At 72.7% G+C, this 23,615-nt stretch carries 27 protein-coding genes and 1 riboswitch; of the genes, 11 read left to right on the top strand and 16 right to left on the bottom strand.

The features are described from left to right. The first annotated feature begins 118 nt into the window (after positions 1 to 118). The gene (locus DT019_RS03930) at positions 119 to 373 is read left to right on the top strand and encodes a holin (protein ID WP_223279284.1); all 255 of its coding nucleotides are present in this window, start codon (positions 119 to 121) and stop codon (positions 371 to 373) included. 54 nt (positions 374 to 427) lie between these two features. Here the strand turns inward: DT019_RS03930 and DT019_RS03925 are convergent, their stop codons facing one another. The 11 genes from DT019_RS03925 to bioB all read right to left on the bottom strand — a co-directional run bounded on the left by DT019_RS03925 (position 428) and on the right by bioB (position 12,233). After that, positions 428 to 1,453: a hemolysin family protein gene (locus DT019_RS03925; RefSeq protein WP_114035150.1), complete on the bottom strand. Its 1,026-nt coding sequence runs from the start codon at positions 1,451 to 1,453 to the stop codon at positions 428 to 430. Then, positions 1,450 to 2,787 carry a hemolysin family protein gene (locus tag DT019_RS03920; protein ID WP_114035149.1) on the bottom strand — a complete coding sequence of 446 codons (1,338 nt, stop codon included), beginning with the start codon at positions 2,785 to 2,787 and terminating at the stop codon, positions 1,450 to 1,452. Before DT019_RS03920 ends, DT019_RS03925 begins: the two co-directional genes overlap by 4 nt. 164 nt (positions 2,788 to 2,951) lie before the next feature. Then, positions 2,952 to 3,374, bottom strand: coding sequence for a GNAT family N-acetyltransferase (locus DT019_RS03915; RefSeq protein WP_114035148.1), 423 nt, complete (start codon positions 3,372 to 3,374; stop codon positions 2,952 to 2,954). An 87-nt stretch (positions 3,375 to 3,461) separates the two neighbouring features. Continuing rightward, positions 3,462 to 4,346 carry a TIGR03621 family F420-dependent LLM class oxidoreductase gene (locus tag DT019_RS03910; RefSeq protein ID WP_114035147.1) on the bottom strand — a complete coding sequence of 295 codons (885 nt, stop codon included), beginning with the start codon at positions 4,344 to 4,346 and terminating at the stop codon, positions 3,462 to 3,464. A gap of 24 nt (positions 4,347 to 4,370) precedes the next feature. Then, positions 4,371 to 6,938 carry an ABC transporter permease gene (locus tag DT019_RS03905; protein ID WP_114035146.1) on the bottom strand — a complete coding sequence of 856 codons (2,568 nt, stop codon included), beginning with the start codon at positions 6,936 to 6,938 and terminating at the stop codon, positions 4,371 to 4,373. A gap of 6 nt (positions 6,939 to 6,944) precedes the next feature. Next, on the bottom strand, positions 6,945 to 7,772 hold the full coding sequence (locus DT019_RS03900) for an ABC transporter ATP-binding protein (protein ID WP_114035145.1): 828 nt from the start codon (positions 7,770 to 7,772) through the stop codon (positions 6,945 to 6,947). Between the two features lie 142 nt (positions 7,773 to 7,914). After that, complete coding sequence (locus DT019_RS03895; protein WP_114035144.1) at positions 7,915 to 8,595, bottom strand: class I SAM-dependent methyltransferase; 681 nt, start codon at positions 8,593 to 8,595, stop codon at positions 7,915 to 7,917. A gap of 88 nt (positions 8,596 to 8,683) precedes the next feature. Further along, complete coding sequence (locus tag DT019_RS03890; protein WP_114035143.1) at positions 8,684 to 9,046, bottom strand: VOC family protein; 363 nt, start codon at positions 9,044 to 9,046, stop codon at positions 8,684 to 8,686. After that, positions 9,046 to 9,738 (bottom strand): dethiobiotin synthase, encoded by a 693-nt coding sequence (gene bioD, locus DT019_RS03885; RefSeq protein ID WP_114035142.1) that lies wholly within the window; start codon positions 9,736 to 9,738, stop codon positions 9,046 to 9,048. The genes DT019_RS03890 and bioD overlap by 1 nt, the downstream gene beginning before the upstream one ends. Before the next feature lies 1 nt (position 9,739). Next, entirely contained in the window at positions 9,740 to 11,029 is a 1,290-nt protein-coding gene (locus DT019_RS03880) for an adenosylmethionine--8-amino-7-oxononanoate transaminase (RefSeq protein WP_114035141.1), read from the bottom strand. Next, entirely contained in the window at positions 11,022 to 12,233 is a 1,212-nt protein-coding gene (bioB, locus tag DT019_RS03875) for a biotin synthase BioB (protein ID WP_114035140.1), read from the bottom strand. Before bioB ends, DT019_RS03880 begins: the two co-directional genes overlap by 8 nt. Positions 12,234 to 12,378: 145 nt before the next feature. Here bioB and DT019_RS03870 point away from each other — a divergent pair, with 145 nt between their 5' ends. Beyond that, the gene (locus tag DT019_RS03870; protein WP_114035139.1) at positions 12,379 to 13,521 is read left to right on the top strand and encodes an 8-amino-7-oxononanoate synthase; all 1,143 of its coding nucleotides are present in this window, start codon (positions 12,379 to 12,381) and stop codon (positions 13,519 to 13,521) included. A 7-nt stretch (positions 13,522 to 13,528) separates the two neighbouring features. Here DT019_RS03870 and DT019_RS03865 read toward each other — a convergent pair whose 3' ends face one another. Both DT019_RS03865 and DT019_RS03860 read right to left on the bottom strand, forming a co-directional pair. Then, positions 13,529 to 13,750, bottom strand: a complete 222-nt coding sequence (locus DT019_RS03865; protein WP_114035138.1) for a DUF397 domain-containing protein — start codon at positions 13,748 to 13,750, stop codon at positions 13,529 to 13,531. Between the two features lie 23 nt (positions 13,751 to 13,773). Further along, the gene (locus DT019_RS03860; RefSeq protein WP_114035137.1) at positions 13,774 to 14,637 is read right to left on the bottom strand and encodes a helix-turn-helix domain-containing protein; all 864 of its coding nucleotides are present in this window, start codon (positions 14,635 to 14,637) and stop codon (positions 13,774 to 13,776) included. Between the two features lie 235 nt (positions 14,638 to 14,872). Between DT019_RS03860 and DT019_RS03855 the strand changes: the two genes are divergently transcribed. Continuing rightward, on the top strand, positions 14,873 to 15,307 hold the full coding sequence (locus DT019_RS03855; RefSeq protein ID WP_114035136.1) for an ATP-binding protein: 435 nt from the start codon (positions 14,873 to 14,875) through the stop codon (positions 15,305 to 15,307). 68 nt (positions 15,308 to 15,375) lie between these two features. Here the strand turns inward: DT019_RS03855 and DT019_RS03850 are convergent, their stop codons facing one another. The 3 genes from DT019_RS03850 to DT019_RS03840 form a co-directional block, all read right to left on the bottom strand. After that, on the bottom strand, positions 15,376 to 15,849 hold the full coding sequence (locus DT019_RS03850) for a C40 family peptidase (RefSeq protein ID WP_114035135.1): 474 nt from the start codon (positions 15,847 to 15,849) through the stop codon (positions 15,376 to 15,378). 4 nt (positions 15,850 to 15,853) lie between these two features. After that, a riboswitch (cyclic di-AMP (ydaO/yuaA leader) is annotated at positions 15,854 to 16,048 on the bottom strand. A gap of 325 nt (positions 16,049 to 16,373) precedes the next feature. Further along, entirely contained in the window at positions 16,374 to 16,682 is a 309-nt protein-coding gene (locus DT019_RS03845; protein WP_114035134.1) for a hypothetical protein, read from the bottom strand. A 6-nt stretch (positions 16,683 to 16,688) separates the two neighbouring features. Next, positions 16,689 to 17,321: an ATP-dependent Clp protease proteolytic subunit gene (locus DT019_RS03840; protein ID WP_114035133.1), complete on the bottom strand. Its 633-nt coding sequence runs from the start codon at positions 17,319 to 17,321 to the stop codon at positions 16,689 to 16,691. Positions 17,322 to 17,570: 249 nt separating this feature from the next. On the opposite strand from DT019_RS03840, the gene DT019_RS03835 reads away from it, so the two are divergent. From DT019_RS03835 to DT019_RS03800, 8 genes are all read left to right on the top strand, one after another. After that, a complete protein-coding gene (locus DT019_RS03835; protein ID WP_114035132.1) occupies positions 17,571 to 18,266 on the top strand; it encodes a lysophospholipid acyltransferase family protein in 696 nt (231 codons plus the stop codon). Positions 18,267 to 18,402: 136 nt separating this feature from the next. After that, complete coding sequence (locus DT019_RS03830) at positions 18,403 to 18,687, top strand: type II toxin-antitoxin system Phd/YefM family antitoxin (RefSeq protein ID WP_114035131.1); 285 nt, start codon at positions 18,403 to 18,405, stop codon at positions 18,685 to 18,687. Positions 18,688 to 18,987: 300 nt separating this feature from the next. Beyond that, the gene (locus tag DT019_RS03825) at positions 18,988 to 19,290 is read left to right on the top strand and encodes an urease subunit gamma (protein ID WP_114035303.1); all 303 of its coding nucleotides are present in this window, start codon (positions 18,988 to 18,990) and stop codon (positions 19,288 to 19,290) included. A gap of 13 nt (positions 19,291 to 19,303) precedes the next feature. Beyond that, the gene (locus DT019_RS03820; RefSeq protein ID WP_114035130.1) at positions 19,304 to 19,615 is read left to right on the top strand and encodes an urease subunit beta; all 312 of its coding nucleotides are present in this window, start codon (positions 19,304 to 19,306) and stop codon (positions 19,613 to 19,615) included. Beyond that, positions 19,608 to 21,329 carry an urease subunit alpha gene (locus DT019_RS03815; protein ID WP_114035129.1) on the top strand — a complete coding sequence of 574 codons (1,722 nt, stop codon included), beginning with the start codon at positions 19,608 to 19,610 and terminating at the stop codon, positions 21,327 to 21,329. The genes DT019_RS03820 and DT019_RS03815 overlap by 8 nt, the downstream gene beginning before the upstream one ends. A gap of 14 nt (positions 21,330 to 21,343) precedes the next feature. After that, positions 21,344 to 22,018 carry an urease accessory protein UreF gene (locus DT019_RS03810; RefSeq protein ID WP_114035128.1) on the top strand — a complete coding sequence of 225 codons (675 nt, stop codon included), beginning with the start codon at positions 21,344 to 21,346 and terminating at the stop codon, positions 22,016 to 22,018. Positions 22,019 to 22,177: 159 nt separating this feature from the next. After that, the gene (ureG, locus tag DT019_RS03805; protein ID WP_114035127.1) at positions 22,178 to 22,855 is read left to right on the top strand and encodes an urease accessory protein UreG; all 678 of its coding nucleotides are present in this window, start codon (positions 22,178 to 22,180) and stop codon (positions 22,853 to 22,855) included. Further along, on the top strand, positions 22,843 to 23,610 hold the full coding sequence (locus DT019_RS03800; RefSeq protein WP_114035126.1) for an urease accessory protein UreD: 768 nt from the start codon (positions 22,843 to 22,845) through the stop codon (positions 23,608 to 23,610). The genes ureG and DT019_RS03800 overlap by 13 nt, the downstream gene beginning before the upstream one ends. Positions 23,611 to 23,615 lie beyond the last annotated feature (5 nt).

The raw sequence follows: 23,615 nt of genomic DNA, 5'->3' as shown, positions 1-23,615 counted from the left end.
GCCGTGTCGAAGACGCTGCTCGGCCCCTGTCGGTGGGGCCCGTTCCGCGGTATGCCAGGAACACATCAACATGTCCGGGGCCCCGGCCGGGACCGGCCCGTGAGAGAGCGAGCGTGCGATGTTGTTCACCGCTGCCTTCTGGAAGGCCACCGCCGAGCGTGCCGTCCGGACCTTCGCCCAGGCACTCGCCGCCGTCCTGACGGCCGGGGCGACCAATCTCCTCGACGTGCACTGGACCGCGGCGTTCGCCACCGCGGGCATGGCCGCGGTGCTCGCCGTGCTGATGGCGGTCGGCACCTCGCAGCTGGGGCAGCCGGGGCCGGGCCTCACCGAGAGCCCGAATCCGAGCCACCCCGCCAACCCCGTCCTGTGAAGCGGGGCCGAGGGGCGCCCGAGCGCCGGGCTCGCCCCGGCGCTCGGGCGTTCTCTAGGCCGTGGCCGCGGGCGGCCGTCCCACGAGCTCCCGCAGGACGTCCTCCATCGTGACCAGACCGGCCAGCTTGCCGTCCTCGCCGAGCACCGCCGCCAGGTGCGTCCGGCTGCGCCGCATCGCGGTCAGCACGTCGTCCAGCGGGCTCGCGGCGCGCACCCGGGCGATCGGCCGCAGGGCCGAGACCGGGAAGGCCACCTCGCGCGGCGCCGCGTCCAGCGCGTCCTTGACGTGCAGATAGCCCAGGATGCGGCTGTCCTCGTCGACGACCGGGAAGCGCGAGAACCCGGAGCTCGCGGCGAGCCGCTCCAGCTCCTCCGGGGTCGTACCGACCGCGGCCCGCACCACCTTGTCCAGCGGCACGACCACGTCCTGCACCGGCCGTCGGCCCAGTTCGAGGGCGTCGTGCAGGCGCTCGGCCGCCCGGTCGTCCAGAAGCCCGGCATCGCCCGCGTCGGTGACCAGGCGGGCCAGCTCGTCGTCCGAGAAGGTCGCCGTGACGTGGTCCTTGGCGTCCACCTTGAGCAGCTTCAGGATCGCGTTGGCGAACGCGTTGATCGCGAAGATCACCGGGCGCAGCGCGCGGGCCAGTGTCACCAGCGGCGGGCCGAGCAGCAGCGCGGTGCGGGCGGGCTCGGCGAGCGCGACGTTCTTCGGCACCATCTCGCCGAGCAGCATGTGCAGATACGTGGCGATCGCCAGGGCCAGCACGAACGACACCGGATGGATGAGGCCGGCCGGCACGCCCACCGCGTCGAAGACCGGCTCGACCAGGTGCGCGATGGCCGGTTCGGCGACGACACCGAGCACCAGGGTGCACAGGGTGATGCCGAGCTGCGCCGCGGCCATGAGGGCCGAGACGTGTTCCAGGCCCCAGATGACGCTGCGGGCGCGGCGGTTGCCGTCCTCGGCGAGCGGCTCGATCTGGCTGCGGCGTACCGAGATCAGCGCGAACTCGGCCCCGACGAAGAAGGCGTTCACGACCAGGGTCGCGAGGCCGATCAGAATCTGGATCGCGATCATCGGCCGGCCTCCTCGTCGTCGCCGTCGGCGTTCAGGGGTGCGTGCAGCAGGACGCGGGCCGCGCGCCGCCCGGACGCGTCGACCACGTCCATGAGCCAGCCCGCCAGCTCCACGCGGTCGCCGACCGCCGGGATCCGGCCGAGTTCGGTCGCCACCAGACCGGCGAGGGTCTCGTACGGGCCGTCCGGGACGCGCAGGCCGATGGCGGCGAGCTGGTCGTCACGGGCGGCGCCGTCCGCGGAGTACAGGGTGCGGCCGTCGGCGTCCTGCCCGGCCGGGGCGAGGTCCGGCGTCTCGTGCGGATCGTGCTCGTCGCGCACCTCCCCGACGACCTCCTCCACGATGTCCTCAAGGGTGACGACGCCCGCGGTGCCGCCGTACTCGTCGATGACGACGGCCATGGTGCGCTTCCCGGACAGCTGGTCCAGGAGCCGGTCCACGGTGAGGGTCTCGGGCACGAGCAGCGGCTCGCGCAGCAGCGAGGTCACCGGGTACAGGCGCCTGCGCTCGGCGGGAACGGCCAGGACGTCCTTGATGTGCGCGATGCCCACCACCGAGTCGAGGCTGCCGCGGTAGACGGGGAAGCGGGACAGGCCGGTGGCCCGGGTCGCGTTCGCGACGTCCTCGGCGGTGGCCTGGATGTCGAGCGCGGTGACCTGGACGCGGGGCGTCATCACGTTCTCCGCGTTGAGCTCGGCGAGGTTGAGGGTCCGCACGAACAGCTCCGCCGTGTCCGCCTCCAGAGCGCCCTCCTTGGCCGAGTGCCGCGCGAGGGCGACCAGCTCCTGCGGGCTGCGGGCGGAGGCCAGCTCCTCGGCGGGCTCCAGGCCGAAGCGGCGCACCAGATGGTTGGCCGAGGTGTTGAGATGGCTGATCAGCGGGCGAAAGGCCGCGCTGAACGCGCGCTGCGGCGCCGAGACGACCTTGGCGACGGCGAGCGGCGAGGAGATCGCCCAGTTCTTGGGCACCAGCTCGCCGACGACCATCAGGAACACGGTGGAGATCACCATGCCGAGCACGAGCGCCACCGAGCCCGCGGTCGTCGGGGTCAGCCCGAGTGCTTCGAGCGGGCCGCTCAGGAGCGACGCGATCGACGGTTTGGCGATCATGCCGATGACGAGGCCGGTGACGGTGATGCCGAGCTGGGCGCCGGACAGCTGGAAGGTGAGGCTGCGTACGGCCTTGAGGGCGCTGGACGCCCCGCGTTCGCCGCGCTCGACGGCCCGCTCCAGATCGCTGCGCTCGGCGGTGGTGAGGGAGAACTCGGCGGCGACGAAGAGCGCGCAGACCAGCGAGAGCAGTACGGCCGCCAGGAGCAGGAGCACTTCGGTCATCGGGTCACCTCCGTCCCATGATCGGCCAGGGGGAGGTGCGGCGCGCGATCTCGCGCGGCGGTACTGGTACTGGGAGGCTCGCCCATGGGCGGACGCTCACACCTTTCAGTCGGTGGGCAGTGGTCCACCCATGGTAAAGCAATGGCAAAAGGTGGTCCGGGCGCTCAGCCAAGCGGCTTCACCCAGCGGCGCCAGTGCTCCTCGGCCCCATAGCCCGCGGCCTGCCAGGCACGCTGGGCGAGCTCGTTGCGGACCAGCACCATGGCGTCCGCGCGCCGCCCGCCGAGCCGGACGAATCGCTCCTCGGCCGCGGCCAGGAGCGCCCCGCCGACGCCCCGGCGGCGGTGGCCGGGGTGCACGGCGAGGCGGTAGAGATGACAGCGCCACCCGTCGAAGCCCGCGATCACGGTGCCGACCAGTTCGCCGCCGTCCTCCGCGAGGATCAGGGCGCCGGGGTCACGGGAGACCAGGCCCTCCACGCCGGCGCGGTCGTCGCTGATGCTGGTGCCCTCGGCCGACGTCTTCCAGAAGCCCAGGACCGCGTCCAGGTCCTCTGGCCCGGCGGGCCGGATGCGCAAGTCGTTCATGGCGCCATCCCATCACCGGGCCGCTGCCGGCGGCGAACCGTTTTGGCATGCGGACGCCCTGCCCTGGTCCGCGGGCGCCCCGCCCGCTCACTCTCCCCGCAGTTCCTCGATCACCGGCCCGAACGCCTCCATCTGCGGGTCCAGGACGGTGAGGTAGGAGAAGCCGTACCGCTCGCGCTGGGCGCGCAGCTGGTCGGCCAGTTGGCGGACCGTGCCGATCAGCAGCATCGGCAGGTCGAGGATCTCGTCCTCGGTGAGGTACGGGAGCTGGTGCAGTGCGGCGCGTGCCGCGGCCCGGCGGTCGTCGGTCACGGCCACGCGCTGGATCAGCAGGTTGAGCTCGGCCGGGGCCGTGCGCTCTGCCGCGAACCGCTGGTAGGTGGCGACCAGTTCCGCGACCCCGTCGGCGGTCATCATCCTCAGCGTCCCGTCCTGCGGGGACTTGCGCGCACCAGTGAAGGCGGCGATGTCCGCGTGCTCGGCGCTCAGCCGCAAGATGCGGTTCCCGTTGCCTCCGATCAGCAACGGCGGCCGGGGCCGCTGCACGGGCCGGGGCGCGTATGCCTCGTCGCCCAGCAGCCGGTCCAACTCCCGCACGGTGTGCGCCAGATGGTCCACCCGGCCGCCCGGAGTGCGCCAGGGGACCCCGGCCCGCTCGTGCTCCTCCTGGACGTACCCGGCCCCGAGCCCGATCTCCAGGCGGCCGTCGGTCAGCGCGTCCACCGTGGCGATCTCGCGGGCCAGCAACTGAGGTGTCCAGAACGCCGCGTTGACCACGAACATCCCGACCCGGGGCCGCTCGGTCGCGTACGCCGCCGCGACCATCGCGGGGCCGGGGGCGGGCATGCCGAGGTGGTCGGCCACCTGGATCACGTCATAGCCCAGCTCCTCGGCCCGGCGGCAGCGCTTGCGCCACTCCTCGCCCACCGCGGGAGTCACCATGTTCACAGCGAATCGGAACGGACGGGACATCGGCTCTCCTGAGGTGAGGGGTGGTTACTCGTGCGCGATGGCGGCGAGCACGTTCATCCGCGAGGCGCGCAGCGCGGGCAGCAGCGCCGCCACCAGGCCGACCGCCACCGAACCCACCACGACCGCGGCGATCGTTGACCACGGCACGGCGAACGCGTCGAGCCCCTGGAGCGCCAGCACCCGCTGCACCGCCACCCCCCACACCATGCCCAGGGCGAGTCCGAGCAGTGCGCCGAACACGGCGATCACGACGGATTCCAGCCGCACCATCCGCCGCAGCTGCACCCGGGAGAGCCCGATGGCCCGCAGCAGGCCGATCTCCCGGGTCCGCTCGACCACCGACAGGGCGAGGGTGTTGACCACGCCGAGCACCGCGATGACGATCGCGAGGCCGAGCAGCGCGTACACGAGATACAGCAGCACGGCGATCTGGTCGTGCACCAGCTTCTTGTAGTCCGCCTGGTTCCTCACCTGGACCTGCGGATACGAGGCGAGCGTCGACTCCAGGGCGGCGCGCAGCCGGCCGGTCGAGGTGCCGCCGGCCGCGTTCACGTACACGGCGGCGTCCTGCCCGCCGGGCACATACCGTTCGAGCGTGGACAGACCCATGAAGAGGGCGCCCTCGGTCGCGAAGCCGCCGCTGCCCTGGCCCATGTCGGTCAGGGCGGCGACGTTCAGGCGCGCCCGCTGCCCGGAGGAGAACAGCACGGGCAGCGAGTCGCCGAGCCGCACGTCGTGGTCCCGCGCGTACGTCCGGTCCATCGCGAGGCCGCCGTCGGCGAGCGCCTGGGCCGTGCCGCCGCTCGCGTACGTCAGATGGGCGACCTCGTCGAGCCTCGGGTCGTAGCCGGACGCCGTCGTGTCCACCCGCCTGCCGTCCGGCAGCGTGATCCGCATCGGCGCGAAGCGCTGGCGCACCACGGTTCCCACGCCCTTCGTGGCCCGGACCCGCTCGGTGACCTCCGGCGGGAACGGCTGGAAGGCGGCGCTCTGGACGACGAAGTCCGCGCCGAGGACCTTGTCGATCTGCTGGTCGAAGGACTTGGACATCGAGGTGCTGGCGACCGAGAGCCCGGTGACCAGCGCGATGCCAACCATGAGCGCGGACGCGGTGGCCCCGGTGCGCCGCGGATTGCGCAGGGCGTTGCGCCGGCTCATGCGGCCCACCGGCCCGAACAGCCTCGGGAACCCGCTGCCGAGCACCCTGATCACGGGCCGCACCAGGAGCGGGCCCGCGACGACCGTGGCGATGAGCGTGAGCACCAGACCGACTCCCAGCAGCACGGCGGCGCTCGACGCCTTCCCGGCGGCCGCGCAGCCCGCCAGGGCCGCGGCACCGGCCGCGCCGACGAGCGCGCCCACCACGGCCCGCACCCGCAACGGCCGCCCCGCGCCCGCCACTTCGGCGTCCGCGAGCGCGGCCATCGGGGAGACGCGGGCGGCCCGGCGGGCGGGCAGGTAGGCCGCGACGAACGTCACCCCGACGCCCACCGCGTACGAGGCCACCGGGGTGGGCGGGCGGAACACCATCTCGGCGGCGCTCAGGTGCATCCCGAACAGGCCCATCAGCGCGATGAGCCCGGCGGCCAGGCCCACGCCGGCGGCGAGTCCCAGAGTGGACCCGACCAGGCCGAGCAGCAGCGCCTCCAGGAGCACCGAGCGGCGCACCTGGCCGCGGTCTGCGCCGAGCGCCCTCAACAGGCCCAGTTCCCGGGTGCGTTGGGCGATCAGCATGGAGAAGGTGTTCACGATGAGGAAGATCCCGACGAGCACCGCGATGCCCGCGAAGCCCAGCATGAGGTACTTGACGACGTCGAGGAACCCGCCGAGCCGGGCGGCGTCGGAGGTGGCCTGCTCGGCCGCGGTCTTGAGGTCGTACGCTCCGCCCACCTGGGCGGCGATGCGCTGCTTCAGTACGTCGTCGCCCACCCCCGGGACCGCGTCCACCGAGATGCCGGTTGCCGCGTCCGGCCTGCCGAGCAGTTTGACCTGGGCGGTCGGCGTGTCCAGGAAGACCAGCGCCGCGCCCGGGTTGGTGGTGGTGAACGTCGCGATGCCGACCACCTTCACGGTGAACGAGCCGGGCCGGGCGAGCACCGTGAGGGTGTCGCCGACGCGCACCTTCTTCTTGTCCGCGGTGTCCTGGTCGAGCAGCGCCTCACCCGGATCGCTCGGCGCGTGACCACGCGTCAGCTTCACCGGACTGCGCCGGGTGACGTACCAGTTGGTGGCGATCGTGGGACCGCCGCTGGTGGGGCCCACGGCCTTGTTGTGGGCGTCGACGACGGTGATGCCGGAGACCGCGGCGTCCACGCGGGCGGCCGCGACGCCGTCGACACCGGCGAGGCGCGCGGCGAGCGCGGCCGGCACGGTGGGTGTCTCGCCGGACGGCAGCGCGGTGTCGATCTCCTTCTTCGGTGAGAGCGTGACATCGGCCGAGGTCGAGGCGAAGAGCCGGTCGAAGGTGCGCGCCACGGTGTCCGAGAAGATCAGCGAACCGGCGACGAAGGCCACCGAGAGCACCACCGCGAGCGCCGAAAGCAGCAGCCGCCCCTTGTGCGCGAGGAAGCCGCGCAGGGTCGCCTTCAGCACGGCGGATCAGCTTTTCCGCAGCGGGTCGGGCCGGGGTGCGGGCGGTTCACCGGGGTGCGGCCGGACGCCCGAGAAGAGCCGCATCCGTTCCAGGACGGCCTCCGCGGTGGGCCGCTCCATCCGGTCCACGACCTTGCCGTCGCCCAGGAAGAGCACCAGGTCGGCGTGGGACGCGGCGCCCGGGTCGTGGGTCACCATCACGACCGTCTGGTCCAGCGCGTCCACCGCCTCGCGCAGGAACGACAGAACCTCCGCGCCCGCTCGCGAGTCGAGATTGCCGGTCGGTTCGTCCGTGAAGATCAGCTCGGGCCGGGGGGCGAGCGCCCGCGCACACGCGACGCGCTGCTGCTGACCGCCGGACAGCTGGGCCGGCCGGTGCTTCAGCCGGTCGCGCAGGCCCAGCGTGTCGATGACCCGGTCCACCCACGCGCGGTCCGGGGCGCGGCCCGCGATGTCCATCGGCAGGGTGATGTTCTCGGCAGCGGTGAGCGTCGGCAGCAGGTTGAACGACTGGAACATGAAGCCGATCCGGTCCCGCCGCAGCCGGGTCAGCTCACGCTCCCTGAGCCCCGTGATCTCGGTGTCCCCGAGCCAGACCTGCCCCGCCGACACCGTGTCGAGCCCGGCCAGGCAGTGCATGAGGGTGGACTTCCCCGAACCCGAGGGCCCCATCACCGCCGTGAAGGCGCCGCGCGCGATGTCCACGTCGACCGAGTCCAGGGCGAGCACCGCGGTCTCGCCGCTGCCGTACGCCTTGGTGAGCCCGCGCGCCCGCGCGGCGACCGGCGCCGAGGGCTCCGTGCCGTACGCGTGCGCCGTTGCAGGTGTGGACAAGGCCGCCTCCCCGATTGTGGCGTCATGGCCGTTCCAACTCCCTTACCGGATACGAGAGTAGGGGCCGGACCGGGGAGTGGCCATCCGTCGTGGGGTCCGGTGCCGGAGGCCGATGTAAGGGCCACCCGACGGCCCGGGCCCGCTATTCGTCGGGACCGAGCGCGGGGCGCCGCGCCACCCCCAGCACGCACGGCGAGGACGGGGCGGCGACGCCCTTGGCGGGCACCCGCAGATGGCGGTAGCCGACGATCTCGAAGCCCGCCGCCTCGATCGCGCCCAGCGGATCGCGCGCCGTGTGGCAGCCGCCGAACAGCGCCGGCCACAGCGTGCGGTCCAGACCGCGCTGCACCGCGGCCAGCGCCCGCCCCTCGGCCCGGCCGTGCTCGAAGAAGCGCAGCTCCCCACCCGGCCGCAGCACCCGGCGGATCTCACCGAGCGCCCTCGCCAGGTCCCGCACCGAGCACAGCACGAGGGAGGCGACCGCCGCGTCGAAGGCCTCGCTCTTCACCGGAAGCGCCTCCGCCGCGCCCGGCACCACGTCCACCGGGACCTCGGCCTGGAGCGCGGAGCGCACCGCCAACTGCCGCAGGATGCGCTCCGGTTCGATGGCCACCACCTCGGCCACGGCCGCCGGATAGTGCGCGAAGTTGAGCCCGTTGCCGGCGCCGATCTCGATGACGCGTCCCGAGAGCCCGGCGAGCAGTTCCCTGCGGTGCTCGGCGATCCCGGCTCTGAGGTCCATCGCCTCGCTGAACCGCGCGTAGAAGCGGGCGAAGACGGGGTGGTGCACGGCATCCGGGGCGATCTTGGTGCGCTGCGCCATGGCGGACCTCCTGAGCCTGCGGGCGGACGGCCGGTACCGGCATCCCGCGGGCGGCCGGTTACCGCCATTGTCCCCGCGCCGCGCCCGCTCACCCGTCCCCGGACTCCACGAAGCAGAACTCGTTGCCCTCGGGGTCCCGCATCACCTGGAAGGCCCCCCGCTCGTCGGTCACCGTCGCCCCCACCGGAGCCGCACCGCGCCGTACGGCCGCGGCCCGCGCCCGGCGTACGTCCTCGACCGCGAGGTCCAGATGCAGCCGGTTCTTGACCGCCTTCGCCTCCGGTACGCGCTGGAAGGCGAGCCGCGGCGCGCCCGGCGGATCGAGGTACGCCCACGCGGTGTCCCGCACCACCGGTCGCCCGCCGAGCAGCCCGGCCCAGAACCGGGCGAGCCGCCCCGGGTCGGCGCAGTCCACGACGAGCTGCCCGAGGCGGGCCCGTAACACAGCCATCAGATACTCCAAACGCCGCCGAGCGCCGGGGCGAGCCAACCGGCCGCTCGGGTACGGAAGTCGGCGGGCGCCAGTCGTCCGGCGCCCTCGGGCACGGTGCCGAGCAAGGGTGCCCCGGCTGCCTCCGGCAGGTCCACGAGATTGCAACGCGAGGCCAGATCCGGCTCGGCCGGCCAGCTGCCCACGACGACCCCGGCGCACTCGAGATCCCGGGCCCGCAGGGCCTCGCCGGTCAGGGCCGTCGAGTTCAGTGTGCCCAGTCCGGCGGGCGTCACCACCAGGACGGGCGCACCGAGCAGGCGGGCGGCGTCCGCGAGCGTGCCCCCCTCGTCGTCGAAGCGCACCAGGAGGCCGCCCGCGCCCTCGACCAGGACCAGATCGTGCTCGGTGGCCAGTTTCGCGGCGGCCTCGGCGACCTGCTCGGGACGCACGGGCGCCATGCCGGCGCGGCGGGCCGAGGTGTTGGGGGCCAACGGTTCGGGGAAACGGCCCAGTTCGAGGCCGGTCACCGCCTCGCCCGCGAGCCGCCGCACCTCGAAGACGTCACCGGGCTCGCCCGGCGCGACCCCCGTCTGGGCCGGTTTGAGGACGGCCACCGACCGCCCGGCGGCCAGCGCCAGGGCGGCGACGGCCGCCGTCGTGATCGTCTTGCCGATCTCGGTCCCCGTACCGCTCACGACCAGAATCGCCATCTCAGCCCTCCCGCGCGGCCGCGCACACCGCACGGCAGACGCGCGCCAGATCGTCGTCGCCCGTCACATAGGGCGGCATCGTGTAGATCAGATCCCGGAACGGCCGCAGCCACACGCCCTCGCGCACGGCGGCGGCGGTCGCGGCCTTCATGTCCACGGCGTGGTCCAGCTGCACGACGCCGATGGCGCCCAGCACCCGGACGTCCCGGACGCCCTCGATCGGGCGGGCCGCCGCGAGCCCGTCGAGCAGGCCCGCCTCCAGGCGCTTGACCTCGCCCCGCCAGTCCTGGCCGAGCAGCAGGTCGATCGAGGCGAGCGCTACCGCGGAGGCCAGCGGGTTGCCCATGAAGGTGGGCCCGTGGGCGAGCACCGGGACCTCGCCCGACGAGATGCCGTCGGCGACCCGGCTCGTGCAGAGCGTCGCCGCCATCGACACATAGCCGCCGGTCAGCGCCTTGCCGACGCACATGACATCGGGCGAGAGCGCGGCATGTCCCGCCGCGAACAGCTCGCCGGTGCGGCCGAAGCCGGTCGCGATCTCGTCGAACACGAGCAGCACGCCGTGCTCGTCGCAGGCCTCGCGCAGCACCCGCAGATACGCGGGGGAGTGGAAGCGCATGCCCCCCGCGCCCTGCACCACCGGCTCCACGATCACCGCGGCCAGCTCGTCGGCGTGGCGCTCGATGGCCGTGCGCAGCTCGTCGGCGTACGCCTCGTCGAACTCCGAGGGCGGCGCCCCCACGAACAGCTGGCGGGGCAGCGCGCCCTGCCACAGCTCGTGCATCCCGCCCTCGGGGTCGCACACCGACATCGGCTGCCAGGTGTCACCGTGGTAGCCGCCGCGCCAGGTCATGAGCCGCTGCTTGCGCGGCTGCCCGACCGAGCGCCAGTACTGCAGGCACATCTTGACGGCGACCTCGACCGCGACCGAACCCGAGTCGCTGAGGAAGACGTGCTGGAGCGGCTCGGGCGTGATCTCGACGAGGCGGGCGGCGAGGCGGACGGCGGGCTCGTGGGTGAGCCCGCCGAACATCACATGGCTCATCCGGTCGAGCTGGGCGCGCGCCGCCTCGTTGAGCACCGGGTGGTTGTAACCGTGCACGGCCGACCACCACGAGGACATCCCGTCGACCAACTCGCGCTGCCCGTGGGCCGGTTCGGCCAGCCGCAGCCGTACGCCCGACGCCGACTCGACCAGCAGCTGCTCCTGCCGTCCCGGCATCGGGCCGTAGGGGTGCCAGACGTGCCGGCGGTCCAGGTCGAGCAGGTCGGCGGGGGAGTACTCACGCATTGGGCGCGAGATCCGTCCCCGCGCCCCGGCGCCGCACGGCCACCAGATCGGTGCGCGCCTGGTCGGCGGGCGCCTGCTCGGGCACGGCGTGGCCGCCGCAGGGACCGCAGCCGCCGCCCTCGTGGGAGCCACAGCCGCTCTCCTCGTGCGAACCGCACGCGCCCGCGTTCGTACCGCAGCCCGCGGCGGCGATCGCGTCCGCGCGGTGCTTCGGGAGGGTCGTGGTGCCCGCGCCCTCCACCTCGAAGCCCGCGTCCGCGATCATGTCGAGGTCGGCCTGGCCGGCCTGGCCCTCGCTGGTGAGGTAGTCGCCGAGGAAGATCGAGTTGACCAGGTGCAGCGCGAGCGGCTGCATCGTGCGCAGATGCACCTCGCGGCCGCCCGCGAGCCGCACCTCGACGTCGGGGCACACGAACCGGGTCATGGCCAGGATGCGCAGACAGCGCTGCGGGGTGAGGTTCCACTCCTTGCCGAGCGGGGTCCCCTCGAACGGGATGAGGAAGTTCACCGGCACCGAGTCCGGGTCCAGCTCGCGCAGCGAGAAGACGACGTCCACCAGGTCCTCGTCGGACTCGCCCATGCCCGCGATCAGGCCGGAGCAGGCGGACAGGCCCGCGCCGTGGGCCTTGGTCACGGTGTCCACGCGGTCCTGGTAGGTGTGCGTGGTCGTGATGTCCCCGTACGTCCCCTCGGACGTGTTGAGGTTGTGGTTGTACGCGTCGGCCCCGGCGGCGCGCAGCCGCTCGGCCTGGCCGTCGGAGAGCAGACCGAGGCAGGCGCAGACCTCGACGCCCTCGTTCTGCTCCTTGATCGTCTTGATCGTCTCGGAGACCCGGGCGATGTCGCGGTCCGTGGGGCCGCGGCCGCTGGCCACCAGGCAGACCCGCTTCGCGCCGCCCGCCACACCGGCGGCCGCGGCCTTGGAGGCCTCGTCGGGCTTGAGCCAGGTGTACTTCAGGATGTCGGCCTTGGAGCCGAGCCGCTGGGAGCAGTACGAACAGTCCTCGGGGCACAGGCCCGACTTCAGGTTCACCAGATAGTTGAGCTTCACCCGGCGTCCGAACCACTGGCGGCGCACCTTGCCGGCCGCGGCCACCACATCGAGCAGTTCGTCGTCCGAGGTCGCCAGTACGGCGAGTGCCTCTTCGCGGGTCGGCAGTTCGCGCCGCAACCCCTTGTCCACCAGCGTGTTCAGCAGGTCCATGGCGCCGATCTTCGCGCACGGCACCGCCTGCGGCCAAGGTAGGGATCCCACAACACGGGCCGTTTGAGGTGTGTGTATCGCCACACCCTGACCTGGCATGGCACCGGCTAGGGTCTGTCGGCAGCCTACAAAAAGGGACTCGACCATGCCGCGAGCGCCGTTCGACTGGATCGATGGAGAATCGGAGCGCCGCGAGCGCGCCGGTCTGGTCCGCACGCTGCGGCCGCGCGCCGCCGACCAGGACCTCCTGGACCTGGCGAGCAACGACTACCTCGGGCTCACCCGGCACCCGGTGGTCACGGCCGGCGCCGCCGAGGCGGCGCACCGCTGGGGCGCGGGCGCCACCGGCTCACGTCTGGTCACCGGAACCACCGCGCTGCACACGGAGCTGGAGCGCGAACTCGCCGCGTTCTGCGGATTCGAGGCCGCGCTCGTCTTCTCCTCCGGCTACGCGGCGAACCTGGCCGCGCTGACCGCGCTCGGCCCGCACGGTTCGCTGATCGTCTCGGACGCGGGCAACCACGCCTCGATCGTGGACGGCTGCCGGCTCGCCCGGGCCCGGACGGAGGTCGTGCCGCACGCCGAGCCGGAGGCGGTCCGCAAGGCGCTGGACGCGCACGGCGGCCCCGGTCTCGCCGTGACGGACTCGGTGTTCTCGGTGGACGGCGACGCCGCTGACCTCCCCCGACTGGCCGCGGTCTGCCGGGAGTTCGGGGCGGCCCTGGTGGTGGACGACGCACACGGGCTCGGGGTGCTCGGCGAGGGCGGGCGCGGCGCGCCGCACGCGTCCGGGCTCGCGGGCGCGGACGACGTGGTCGCCACCGTCACCCTGTCGAAGTCGCTCGGCAGCCAAGGCGGAGCGGTGCTCGGCCCGGCCCGGGTGATCCGTCATCTGGTGAACGCGGCGCGCACCTTCATCTTCGACACCGGACTCGCGCCCGCCTCGGTGGGCGGGGCGCTGGCGGCCCTGCGCCTGCTGCGGGATGAGCCGGACCGTGCTGGCCGGGCCCGTGCCGTCGCGGCCGAGCTGCATGGCCGGCTCGCCGCCGCCGGGCAGCGCGCGGTGCGGCCCGACGCGGCGGTCGTCTCGGTCCGGGCGCCCTCGCCGGAGGCCGCGGTGGCCTGGGCCGCAGACTGCCGTGCGGCCGGTCTGGTGGTCGGGTGCTTCAGGCCGCCGTCGGTGCCGGACGGCATCTCGCGGATCCGGCTGACCGCGCGGGCGGATCTGACGCCGCGGCAGGTCGACAGTGCGGTGGACGTGATCCTCCGGACCGCGCCCACCGCCTGACGAGCCGTCAATCGGCTTGTGTGTAACGGGAGATGAAGCGCTGCCAGGCCCGGGCGCCGAAGAGCAGCGCGGGCCCGTCGATCCGTTGGGAGTCGCGCACGGCAAGCAGCTCGCCATTGAGCCGGGCCGTCTCGACACAGTTGTTCATGCCCACGCTGCGGCTACTGCGCCGCCAGCTGGCACCGGTGAGGGACGTACTGGAAGGAACGTGCGCAGGGCGTGCGGACATCAAGCCTCCCCACTCGCCCTGGACTAGCCCGGTCCTTCCCGGACCGTCCGGGCGATGAGATCCAACGAGTCCTCGGAGGAAAGCGCGAGTGCCTGAACGGTCTGGAACGCGGCACTGTACGCCTCGAGGTCTTCTCTCCGTTCGAGGTAGAGGCTACTCGTCAAGTGGTCGATAACGACCACATCCAGATCTGAAATGGCCGGAAAAGAAAAGATAATGAAAGGGCCGGTGAGGCCGACATAGCCGCCGTACTGGAAGGGGATGACCTGCACCCGCACGTGCGGCAGCGCGGCGAGCTCCAGCAGATGCCGCAACTGCTCCCGCATGGCCGCCCGGCCGCCCACCCGACGGCGCAGCACCGCCTCGTCGAGCACGGCGCTGAGCGCGAGCGGCGGGTCGCCGCGCAGCACCTCCTGACGGGCGATCCGCACCTCCACCAGGGAGTCGACCTTCTCCGGCGGCAGCCCGCCGAGCGCCGCCCGGGTGACCGCCCGCGCGTACGCCGGGGTCTGAAGGAGTCCGGGCACCACCGAGGTCTCCAGGGTGCGGGCCGTGCGCGCCTGGGACTCCAGACTGATGAAGTCGCGGTACTGCGTCGGCAGCAGCCCGCGGTACGCATGCGCCCAGTCCACCCCCGCGCCGCCCGCCGAGTCGGCCAGGGCCGCCAGCAGGGCGACGAGTCGGGGGTCGCTCACCCCGTATGCTTCCAGCAGCCGGGCGACGTCCGCCGGTTTCACCCCGCTGCGACCGGTCTCGATCCGGCTCACCTTCGACTGATGCCAGCCGACAAGACCGGCCGCCTCCCCGCTCGTCAGCCCCGTACGATCGCGCAGCCGCCGCAGTTCCTCGCCGAGCTTGCGTCTGCGCACCGCCGGCCCGTTCCCCATGGCCGCCTCCTTCATGTCAGGCGATGGGTAAGTGTGGGCCCAAATACGGTCTACCGTCGGAGAGTTCACCGCTTTGAGCGACAGATATATGCATATCTTGGTGGATCGCACCCGAGACCGGCACGATGAGTGGCACTCTGGCGCGAAGCACAATCCGAGGCCGATGTCGTCTTCGCGAGCGCTCAACCGCTACGAGTCCTCAAGCCGGCCCGGGTGGGAAAGGGACAGCGTCGCCATGGCAGACCACCTCGAAGCAACTGTCACTCTGCCGAGCGATCCCGCCTCGGTCTCCGCGGCACGGCGCTACGTCGCCGAGGTCCTCACCGACTGGGGACTGCCGTCCGACGCCGAGGCCGCCGACACGGTGCGGCTCATCGTCTCCGAGCTCGCCACCAACGCGGTCCAGCACACCTTCGGCCAGTCGCCCACCTTCACCGTGGACGTCCGCCTCGAGCGCGAGGAGGAGCTGCGGATCGGCGTCACCGACAGCCACCCGCGCTGGCCGAAACGATTGCCCGCGGCCGTCCAGCAGGACAACGGCCGGGGCATGGTGATCATCCGCTGGCTCGCGGCCGAGTGCGGCGGCAGGCTCTCGGTCGCGCCCACGGGGGACGGCGGCAAGACGGTGTGGATCGCCCTGCCGTGGGTGGCCCCGGTCCAGAGCGGCTAGCGGCGCCCTCGGGCGTACGAGGCCTCCCGGTGCGCGGGACCGCACCGGGAGCCCGGACCGGCGCCGCGTCAGCCCACGCGCCCGTACCAGACGTTGTCGCTCCAGATCCGTTCCAGGCGGACCACGGCCCCGGACTTGGGGGAGTGCCAGATCCTGTTCTCACCGGCGTAGATCCCCACGTGGTAGACCCCGCCGCCCGAGTGGAAGAACACCAGGTCGCCCGCCTTGCGCAAGGACGCGGTGATGTGCCGGGAGCTGTTGTACTGCTGCTGGGCCGAGCGCGGCAGCTTGTGACCCGCCTGCTTGAACGAGTAGAGCGTGAGCCCCGAGCAGTCGAAGCGGTACGGGCCGGTGGCGCCGTACTGGTAGGGCGCCCCCTTCTTCGAGGCGGCCACGTGGAGGGCTCTGGCGGCCACGGCCGCGGCGTGCGCGTCGGGCGTGGCGCCCGGAGCCAGTGTCGTCGCGCCCGTCACGGCGAGGGTGAGGGCACAGACGGTGCCGAGGCGGACGGCCAGGGACGGGACATGTGTCTGCGCAGTCATGCGCAACCCTTCGTCAAACCGCCTGCGAAGGATGACCTGTCGGGTTCGGACTGGCGAAGATGCCCGGCCGCGCGAACGGCTACACCCCGAGGGACGACCTGGTCCGGCCCTCCCGAAGTACTCGGGTCCTCCACTCCTGCCGGTCCACTCCTGTCGACCAGACGTCCGGAGCGGCGGCAGGACTCGGCGTCCGCCCGGACCGCCCCGCCGTGGTGGCGGGGGCTTGTCGTCTCAGGGATCTTCACGCACCGACTGTCGGATTTCCGACCCGAAACGGCTTTGTGTGAGGCTGCTCACGACTGCCCCGTTCGGGTGGACAAGGGCGGTTCGACCTACCCCCGAAAGGGGCTGACGAGCCCCGTACCAGCAGCGGAAGGATCGATTCCGGGGATTGTCCACGGGCCGTGAGCGACTCATGAGGGCCAGGGAAAGGAGCCGCCCGTGGGCCGAACGGGGGTACCCCGTCTGGTGCGTTTCACCGGCCCCGTGAGCGCGTCGGGTGTCCCTCGCGGCGCCCCGCGCCCTCAGGCCGAGGCCCCCGGCGGCACGGTGAGCCGTCCCGCGCGGCGCTCGCCGTCCAGGACGCGCAGGGCCCGCGTGAGCGTCTCGCTGTGCACCCGCGTCTCGCCGCGCAGGTGCATCAGCGTGAGGGCGTCCCTGACCGCGACCGCCCGGCCGACCAGGGCCTGGGCGGCCCGCAGGGCGGTGTAGGTGTCACGGCCGTGGGCGGGATTGATCCGGCCGAGCAGATCGACCACTTCGAGGTAGGAGTCGATGAACTCGGCCTCGGCCCGCGTGAGCGCAGGCAGCGGCGGAAGCTCCGGTGGCAGCACGGCGGTTCACCTCCCGCGCAGAGACGTCTTGCGGCTCTCCAGCACGTGGTCGGCGAGCCCGTAGGCCACCGCGCCCGCGGCGTCGAAGACCAGGTCGCGCTCGATGTCGGCGGTCACCCGCTCGGCGGTCCTCCCGGTGTACCGGGCCAGGAGCTCGGTCAACAGGGCCCGGCCGCGCAGGACTTCGGCCGCCTGGATCTCCAGATCGGAGGGCTGGCCCCGCACCGCCTCCTCGATGGCGGGCTGTTGGAGGAGCACCCGGGAGCCGGGCTGCACGGCGCGCTTGCCGGGCGTGCCGGCCGCGAGCAGCACGGCGGCCACCGAGCCGACCTGGCCCAGGCAGAACGTCTGCACCTCGCAGGTGACGAACCGCATCGTGTCGTGGATCGCGGTCATCGCGGTGAGCGAGCCGCCGGGGGAGTTGATGTACAGGGAGATGTCCCGGTCCGGGTCCGCGTGCTCCAGGTGCATGAACTGGGCCATCACGTCGTTGGCCGCGGCGTCGTCGACCGGGGTGCCGAGAAAGATGATCCGCTCCTCGAAGAGCTTGGAGTACGGATCGAGCGTGCGGACGCCGGAGGCGGTGCGCTCCTGGAACTCGGGCACCACATATCGGGCGGCAGGGCGGTGGTGGTTCATGACATACCTCTCCTCGACCGGAGGCCTCAGAGCCTCTGTAAAAAACGTACAGGACGTACGGTCCGCTGGGTATCGCGGCGACGGAGATCCGCGAGAAGCGGCAGGTCGGAGGGTGTTTCGCTGGGAGCGAGCGGGCCGTTTCGGCCGCCGAGGGGCCCGGGCGCTGGCTCAATTGGCGCTCTCCCGGTGATCCGCGCGGGTGGCTAGCGTCCCCGGCACGGGGGTCACCTGGGGAGAGGGCTCACTGAAGTGTTCTATTTCGCATTCCGTCTCGTGGTGCTGGTGCCGCTGCTGCGCTGGGTGTTCCGCCCGCGCGTCGAGGGCGCCGGGCGGGTGCCCGGGGCAGGTGCGGTGATCCTCGCGGGGAATCACCAGTCGTTCACCGATCAGTTCCTGCTGGGCGTGACGCTCAGGCGCCGCCTCACCTTCCTGGCCAAGCAGGAGTACTTCACCGCGCCGGGCCTCACGGGCCGCGCGACCGCGGCGTTCTTCCGTGCGCTCGGGCAGATCCCGGTCGACCGCTCCGGCAAGGACGCGGCTCGGGCCGCGCTCGACACCGCGCTCCAAGTCCTGGACGGCGGAGGGGTGCTGGGGGTCTTCCCCGAGGGGACGCGGTCCCACGACGGGCGCCTTTACAAGGGCAAGGTCGGCGTGGCGGCGATGGCGCTCAGGTCCGGCGCCCCGGTGGTCCCGGTCGCCATGATCGGGACGTTCGAGGCGCAGCCGAAGGGACGCAGGCTGCCGCGCCGCGTCCCGATCACCATCCGCTTCGGCGAGCCCCTCGACTTCTCGCGCTACGCCGGGATGGAGAACCAGCGCCTGGTGCTGCGGGCCGTGACGGACGAGATCATGTACGCGGTGCGGAAGCTGTCGGAGCAGGAGTACGTCGACGTGTACGCGGCCGAGGCGAGGACGGCCCGGGCCGCGGGCGCGGCCGTCGCCTGACCTTGCCCCGGTCGGCCGTGAGGGAGCGGGGCCCCGGCCGTGACCGGCCGGAGCCCCTTGGCGCGGCTCTGACCTGCGCCGTCGTCGTCTCGCAGGGATCTCACGCGGCGGGTGGGCGGCGTCTAAGCTGGGATGCATGGCCTACGAGATTCCGGTGACGCAAGCCCGCGCAGAGCTCGCGGAGCTGATCAACCGCGTGGTGTACGGCGGTGAGCGGGTCGTGGTGACGCGCCACGGCAAGCCGCTCGTCGCCCTGGTCTCCGCCGCCGACCTGGAGAAACTGGAGGCCGAGCGGGAGCCGGAGGAGGAGCAGGTGGCGAGCTCCCTCTCGACCGTGCACCCCGTCACCCCGCCCGCCCCCGTGGAGCCCCGGCGCTTCGGGATCGCCGCCGAACACCGCGGCCCGCGCATCGGCGACTGACGGCTCGCGCCGCCCGTCGAGACAAAGGTGCCCTCTGCACGGACCTGACCCGTGGTGATGCGTCCTTGATCATCACGTGTTCCTAAAGTGTCAGTTAACGCGCTGGAAAAACTTCCGCTCTAACGTGCAATGCCTGGCCCCAGGGCCCGGAGACGCGGCTCAACAGGATGTTGAAGTCGGATACGGTTCCGCTGCGTTCGGGCGGAGCGGGCGCTGTCCCGTCGGTCTCCGCCCTCGACGCCAGCTGGGTCCGTCCACGCCTGTCCGTGGACGGAAGGGCACGACTGTGAGGTGGGAAGCGTGCAACTGACGCCGCACGAGCAGGAACGCCTGCTCATCCATGTAGCCGCCGATGTGGCGGAGAAGCGCAGGGCCCGCGGGGTGAAGCTCAACCACCCCGAGTCCGTCGCGCTCATCACCTCGCACATCCTCGAAGGCGCCCGGGACGGCCGGACCGTCGCCGAACTCATGGCGTCCGGACGGAAGCTGCTCGCCCGGGACGACGTCATGCCGGGCATCCCCGAGATGATCCACGACGTCCAGGTCGAGGCGACCTTTCCCGACGGCACCAAGCTCGTCACCGTCCACCAGCCGATCGTCTGACGGGAGCCTGGCCGTGATTCCCGGAGAGATCCTCTTCGCCGAGGACCCCATCGCACTCAACGAGGGCCGCCCGACCGTGCGCCTGACCGTCCTCAACGCCGCCGACCGGCCCGTCCAGGTCGGCTCCCACTACCACTTCGCCGAGGCCAACCCCGGCCTCGACTTCGACCGAACGGTTGCCCGGGGCAAGCGGCTCAACATCGCCGCGGGCACCGCGGTCCGGTTCGAGCCCGGCATTCCCGTCGACGTAGAACTCGTACCCCTGGCCGGACGGCGCGTCGTGCCGGGTCTGCGTGGCGAGACCGGAGGGTTCCTCGATGACTGACCTCGACCGCGCCGGCTACGCCGACCTGTTCGGCCCCACCACCGGCGACCGCATCCGCCTCGCCGACACCGACCTGCTGGTCGAGATCGAGGAGGACCGCTCGGGCGGGCCCGGACGCGCAGGCGACGAGGCGGTGTTCGGCGGCGGCAAGGTGATCCGCGAGTCCATGGGGCAGGCGCGGACCACCCGGGCCGAAGGCGCGCCCGACACCGTTGTCACCGGGGCCGTCATCATCGACCACTGGGGCGTGGTCAAGGCCGACGTCGGCATCCGCGACGGCCGGATCACCGGCATCGGCAAGGCCGGAAACCCCGACACCATGGACGGCGTCCACCCCGACCTCGTCATCGGCCCCGAGACCGAGATCATCGCGGGCAACGGGAAGATCCTCACCGCGGGAGCCGTCGACACCCACGTCCACTTCATCTCGCCCACCCTCATCGACCAGGCGCTCTCCTCGGGCATCACCACCCTGGTCGGCGGCGGCACCGGCCCCGCCGAGGGCACCAAGGCCACCACCATCACGCCCGGCTCCTGGCACCTGGCCCGGATGTTCGCCGCGCTGGAGAACGCGCCCGTCAACATCGGACTGCTCGGCAAGGGCAACACCATGTCGCGCGAGGCCATGCACGCGCAGCTGCGCGGCGGGGCCCTCGGGTTCAAGATCCACGAGGACTGGGGCGCCACCCCGGCCGTGATCGACGCGTGCCTGAGCGTGTGCGACGAGACCGGCGCCCAACTCGCCATCCACACCGACACGTTGAACGAGGCCGGCTTCGTCGGCGACACCCTCGCCGCCATCGCGGGCCGCTCGATCCACGCGTACCACACCGAAGGTGCCGGCGGCGGTCACGCGCCCGACATCATCACCGTGGTCTCGCAGCCGAACGTGCTGCCCAGCTCCACCAACCCGACCCGGCCGCACACCGTCAACACCATCGAGGAACACCTCGACATGCTGATGGTGTGCCACCACCTCAACCCGGCCGTTCCGGAGGACCTGGCGTTCGCCGAGTCCCGGATCCGGCCCTCCACCATCGCGGCCGAGGACTTCCTGCACGACCTCGGCGCCATCTCCATCATCTCCTCCGACTCCCAGGCGATGGGCCGCATCGGCGAGGTCGTGCTGCGTACGTGGCAGACGGCGCACGTCATGAAGGTCAGGCGGGGAGCGCTGCCCGGCGACGGGTCGGCCGACAACCACCGCGTGCGGCGGTACGTCGCGAAGTACACGATCAACCCCGCCGTGGCCCAGGGCCTCGACCACGAGATCGGCTCGGTGGAGCCGGGCAAGCTCGCCGACCTGGTGCTGTGGGAGCCCGCGTTCTTCGGCGTCAAGCCGCAGCTCGTCATCAAGGGCGGCCAGATCGCGTACGCGCAGATGGGCGACGCCAACGCCTCGATCCCGACCCCGCAGCCGATCCTGCCGCGCCCCATGTTCGGTGCCCAGGGCAGGGCGCCCGCCGCCAACTCCCTCAACTTCGTCTCCCAGGCCGCGCTGGAGGACGACCTGCCCGGGCGGCTCGGCCTGGGCAAGCGGTTCGTGGCCATCAAGAACACCCGCCGGGTGGGCAAGGCGGACATGCGTGAGAACGACGCGATGCCGGATGTGCGGGTCGACCCGGACACGTTCACGGTGACCATCGACGGCGACGTGGTGCAACCGGCGCCGGCCGCCGAACTGCCCATGGCCCAGCGCTACTTCCTCTTCTGACGGGCCATCACCACATGAGCCGCGCAGCCCTGCTCGTCCTCGCCGACGGCCGCTTCCCCGCCGGTGGCCACGCCCATTCGGGCGGCGCCGAACCGGTGGTCAAGGCGGGACGCATCCGCCACGCGGCCGACCTCGCGGAGTTCTGCCGGGGTCGGCTGCACACCGCGGGCCTCACCGCCGCCGCGCTGGCCGCGGCGGCTGCCGCCGGCCTGGACCCGCTCACCCTGGACGAGGCCGCCGACGCCCGCACCCCGTCCCCGGCGCTGCGGGCCACCGCCCGCAAGCTGGGCAGACAGATGATGCGGGCGGCCCGCGCCACATGGCCCTCGGCCGAACTCGACGCGCTGGCCGCCGCCCGCCCGCGCGGCGTCCACCAGCCGCTCGTGCTCGGCCTCGCCGCCCGCGCGGCGGGGCTGGGGCCCGAGGATGCGGCCCACTGCGTGGCGTACGAGGTGGTGAGCGGCCCGGCCACGGCGGCGGTACGTCTGCTGAGCCTCGACCCGTTCGACGCGACGGCCGTCCTGGCCCGGCTCGCGCCGGAGCTCGACGCGGTGGCGCGGCGGGCCGCCGTCGCCGCGGCGGAGGCGGTCGTCGAGGGGCTCGACGCGCTGCCTGCCGCCTCGGCCCCGCTGCTCGACATCATGGCGGAAGCCCATGCGGCCTGGCCGGTGCGGCTGTTCGCGTCCTAGGGAGCGGGCCTCCCTCCGGGGGCTCCGCCCCCAACCCCCTGTCGCACCTACTCCCTCCCTCGCCCTGAACGGGCGCGTCCTCGAACTCCCCAAGGCCTCAAGGCCAGGGACCCGACAACAAGTCGAGGACGTTCACCACCACCCCTTTTGGAGCCCCCCATGCACCTCGACCACTCCCACGAAGGCCCCGCCGCGATCAGCGCGGACGCCCACCGCCCCGACGGCACCCGCCGGGCGCTGCGCGTCGGGCTCGGGGGACCCGTCGGCTCCGGCAAGACCGCCACCGTGGCCGCGCTCTGCCGCGCACTGCGCGACCAGCTGTCCATCGCCGTCGTCACCAACGACATCTACACCCGCGAGGACGCCGCGTTCCTGCTGCGCAACGCCGTGCTGCCGCCCGAACGGATCCAGGCGGTGGAGACCGGGGCCTGCCCGCACACCGCGATCCGCGACGACATCTCCGCCAACCTCGAAGCCGTCGAGGACCTGGAGGACGCGGTGGGGCCGCTCGACCTGATCCTCGTCGAGTCCGGCGGCGACAATCTCACCGCCACCTTCTCCAAGGGGCTCGTCGACGCCCAGATCTTCGTCATCGACGTGGCGGGCGGAGACGACATCCCGCGCAAGGGCGGGCCGGGCGTCACCACCGCCGACCTGCTCGTCGTGAACAAGACCGACCTCGCCCCGTACGTCGGCTCGGACCTCGCCAGGATGGCGAGCGACGCCAAGGAGCAGCGGGCCGAACTCCCCGTCGTCTTCCAGTCGTTGAGGTCGCCGGAAGGCGTGTCCGAGGTCGCGGCATGGGTCCGGGAGCAGCTCGCGGCATGGACGGCCTGACGCTCGGCGCGCCCGGTCTGCGCGCCACCGCCCGCATCGTCGCCACCCCCGAAGGCCTGCCCGTCCTGGAGGGCGAGGGGCCGCTCGCGCTGCGCCGCACCCGGGCCCGCGGCCCCCACCACCGGGTCACCGTGGTGGGGGCGATGAGCGCACCGCTCGGCGGCGACCGGATCGCCGTCGAGGCGGAGGTGCGCGCGGGGGCGCGGCTCGCCGTCGACTCCAGCGCCGCCACCATCGCGCTGCCCGGCCGCGACGGCGAGCGGGCGCACTACGACGTACGCCTGACCGTCGGCGAGGGCGCCGAGCTGCGCTGGCTTCCCGAGCAGCTCATCTCGGCGCGCGGCAGCGACCTCAGGATGCGCACCAGGATCGAGCTCGCCGCCGGTGCCCGCCTCGTGTTCCGCGAGGAGCAGGTGCTCGGCCGCCACGGCGAGGAGACCGGCACCCTCACCACCCGCCTCACCGTGCACCGCGCGGGCCGCCCGCTGCTGGACCAGGAGCTGGCGTACGGGCCCGGCGCGCCCGGCGGCTGGGACGGGCCGGCGGTGCTCGGCGGGCATCGGGCCGCGGGTCAACTGCTGTTGGTCGGACCGGAGTTCGCCGACCGGCCCGCCGAGCCCAGGGTGCTCGGCGAGCTCGCCGTGCTCACCCCGCTCGCCGGGCCCGGCCTCCTCGTCACGGCGGTCGCCGAGGACGCCCGGCTGCTGCGCCGGACGCTCGACGACGTCCTGCGGACGCACCTCGCGACACGCTGACCGCT

This window comes from Streptomyces sp. SDr-06 (assembly GCF_003324565.1).
Taxonomy (GTDB): Bacteria; Actinomycetota; Actinomycetes; order Streptomycetales; family Streptomycetaceae; genus Streptomyces.
Note: the sequence above shows the minus strand (reverse complement) of the source record. Positions and strands in the feature narration are given on the sequence as shown.